Source organism: Synechococcus sp. R8-2 (assembly GCF_047461715.1).
Lineage (GTDB): Bacteria > Cyanobacteriota > Cyanobacteriia > Thermostichales > Thermostichaceae > Thermostichus.
The window spans coordinates 1-2,565 of the sequence record NZ_JANSHQ010000171.1 but is presented as its reverse complement, the minus strand read 5'-3'; the positions used below and the strand labels follow the sequence as shown (position 1 = coordinate 2,565).

At 57.6% G+C, this 2,565-nt stretch carries 4 protein-coding genes and 1 tRNA gene; 1 reads left to right on the top strand and 4 read right to left on the bottom strand.

The features are described 5' to 3' along the window. Window positions 1-211, bottom strand: a 211-nt coding sequence (locus NW819_RS04750) for an FAD-dependent oxidoreductase (RefSeq protein WP_414413047.1), incomplete at its 3' end; no start/stop codon positions are given. 152 nt (window positions 212-363) lie between these two features. Between NW819_RS04750 and NW819_RS04745 the strand changes: the two genes are divergently transcribed. Further along, window positions 364-435 (top strand) — tRNA-Gly (locus NW819_RS04745). Between the two features lie 49 nt (window positions 436-484). Here NW819_RS04745 and NW819_RS04740 read toward each other — a convergent pair. From NW819_RS04740 to NW819_RS04730, 3 genes are all read right to left on the bottom strand, one after another. Then, complete coding sequence (locus tag NW819_RS04740) at window positions 485-1,225, bottom strand: D-alanyl-D-alanine carboxypeptidase family protein (RefSeq protein WP_414413046.1); 741 nt, start codon at window positions 1,223-1,225, stop codon at window positions 485-487. 48 nt (window positions 1,226-1,273) lie between these two features. Further along, complete coding sequence (locus tag NW819_RS04735) at window positions 1,274-1,711, bottom strand: peroxiredoxin (protein WP_011432689.1); 438 nt, start codon at window positions 1,709-1,711, stop codon at window positions 1,274-1,276. Window positions 1,712-1,781: 70 nt separating this feature from the next. Beyond that, on the bottom strand, window positions 1,782-2,399 hold the full coding sequence (locus NW819_RS04730) for an HD domain-containing protein (RefSeq protein WP_011432688.1): 618 nt from the start codon (window positions 2,397-2,399) through the stop codon (window positions 1,782-1,784). Window positions 2,400-2,565: the final 166 nt, after the last annotated feature.

Sequence of the window (2,565 nt, the reverse complement as noted above, 5' to 3'; positions counted from 1 at the left end):
CCTTTTTCATCAGGGCAAACAAATTGCTGTAGTTGCAGAAAAAAACGTGCAGCCCCATCTCGATGTGGTTGCCATCGGCATCCTGCCAGGATCCCACCTTGCCGCCGACAAAAGGCCGCGCCTCGTAGAGCTGCACCTCGTGTCCTGCCTCGACCAAATCGACTGCCGTCACCAACCCGGCCAATCCGGCCCCAATAATGGCTACCCGCATAGCAATACCCTCAAACAGGCGCTGCCCGGGATCCCGCCCAGACTTTGCGCAACTGCAAAGAAAGATGAACTTCTCTCATTCTGGAACAAAATGCGCCGGGGATCCCTGACTTGACAAACCACCGCAAAACTTGCCATCATAAATTTCCCGACGCGGATGTAGCTCAGTGGTAGAGCTTCTCGTTGCCAACGAGACGGTCGCGCGTTCGAATCGCGTCATCCGCTCTTTGGGCCCTCACCCCCAGCCCCCCTCCCCTCAGAAGAAGGGAGTTGGCTAGTGCTTGTAAAAGGTCTCTAGGCTATGGCGGTCGCCCACAAAGCGCCAGTGCCAGGGCTCGTAGCTTACCCCCTGAGGGTTGTCTCTGGGGAAAGACAGCTCAAAGCCAAAGCGGGCCGCGTTGCTCTGCAGCCACTGGAAGGCCGGGGTGGTCTCAAAGGCTTCTTGAGTATCCCACTGCGGAAACCCGGCATCCCCAAGGTCGATGGCATAGCCGGTGTGGTGCTCGCTGTAGCCAGGGGGAGCGCTGACCGCAGCTCGCTCCTCGGGTCGCAAGGCTCGGGATTGAGCCAATTGAAAAAACAAGAATTCCTGATCCGCAATGGAGCGAAACCCGGAAATGGGGACAAGGCGGATCCCGGCAGCTTGAGCTGCTTCGCTCATGCGAAGGTAACTTTCGGCAGCCGCCTGGCGCAGGCGCACCTCTCGACCGTGGTAGTGGCCCACCACCCGCAAGCTGTCTGCAGGGGCTTCGGAATAGGCATAGTGCCCCAACAGAGAAGGTCGCCCATTCTGCACAGTTGGCTGCGGCAGAGAGGGCTGACCAGCTTCTTCCAGAACTTGGGGATCCGCCGCCTGCTGGAATCCCGGTAACTTCTCTATCCCCCAACCCGCCAGGAGCACTAGCCCAACCAGCACCAGGCCCAAGACTAGACGGGACCTCAGGGCAGGCACCGAACTTTGCGCTTTTTTCGCCGGAGTGGACTGGCGACGGGCGACCGGAATGTCGTCGTTCATGCGCAAAGGCCGGGATCTAGCGAGGAGTACTGAAAAGAGGCAGCGTTTCTACAAACCCAAATCCGCCAAAATATCGCGGGCATGGGTTTCGGTATTGATGTTCTGGTAGACCTTGGCAATTTTGCCCTCGCCATCAATGACGTAGGTCACCCGCTTGGCATAGCCGCCCCCATCCACATCGTAGGCGCGGGTAATCACCCCACTGCTATCCACCAGTAGGGGGAAAGGCAAGTTGTACTTTTCGGTGAACTTTTGGTGAGAAGCTTGGTCGTCCATGCTCACCCCCAGCACCACCACGTCCTTGCTTTGGTAGTCGGCGTAGGCGTCGCGGAATCCACAGGCTTCTTTGGTACAGCCGGGGGTGTCGTCTTTGGGGTAAAAATAGAGGACAACGGTTTTGCCGGCAAAATCAGCCAGCGAAACCTGGTTGCCTTGGGTGTCAGTGGTGTTGAACCCAGGAGCAGGGGTGCCAACAGCGAGAACCATAGGTGCGTGACCCAAAAAGTGTGATGAATAGGGCTGCCCTCAGCATTTTCTTCAGCCCTGCTTGTCTCTGTCAAGGCATTACCGCTCCAGCTTGGCATTGCAACTCAGCCACCAGCTCTTGAAGCTCCGCCGATAGATTGCCGGGCAGCCGTCGCCTCAGAATCTCTGCCAACGATCGATAATACCACAGGGATCCCTCTTTTCCGGCGGAAAACCGCTGCCAGAGTTCATCCCCCAGTTGGCGAAAATCCCGCAAGATGCAGCGGGCGTTGTGCAGCTTGTCAGAGGCGGCCACCAACAAAACCGAGGCATTTGCCGTTTCCAGGTGCTTCAGGTAGGCGGTTTTGCGCTCTTTCCAGTTTTCTTTGGGCTCGCCTCGGGAGCCATCGCTTTCGGTATCCGTACATCCCAGGATGATCTGCAGCACCCGTTCTCCAAAGTGCTCCCGGATCTGTTGCTCAATCTGGGCCCGGGGCTCGCCTGTGTTGTGGGGGCCGTCCTCTAGGCTGTCGTGGAGCAGAGCGGCAATCGCTTCATCTTCATCCGCCCCATGCTCCAGGGCGATGGCTGCTACGGCCAACAGATGGCTGAGGTAAGGGATCCCGGTTCCCTTGCGGGTTTGAGAAGCATGCCAGCGATGGGCATAGTGCATTGCCTGCACAAACCGCTGTGTGAGTTGCGTTGACATCTGGACTCTCCAATTGGGGTTAAGTTGACTGCTGGGGCAAGGTTGATCCAAGCGAGTCTCAGGCGTTGAGACTGCAAATCAGAAAATGGTTAGAGAAGATGAGCACTTCTGATCACTTCAAACAAGGTTAAGACGCTGTGCCGCCTACCCTCACCCCCAGCCCCTC

Excerpts from the sequence above, each read along its gene's own strand:
- NW819_RS04740 (WP_414413046.1), bottom strand. The coding sequence starts at position 1,225 with ATGAACGACGACATTCCGGTCGCCCGTCGCCAGTCCACTCCGGCGAAA.
- NW819_RS04735 (WP_011432689.1), bottom strand. The coding sequence starts at position 1,711 with ATGGTTCTCGCTGTTGGCACCCCTGCTCCTGGGTTCAACACCACTGAC.
- NW819_RS04730 (WP_011432688.1), bottom strand. The coding sequence starts at position 2,399 with ATGTCAACGCAACTCACACAGCGGTTTGTGCAGGCAATGCACTATGCC.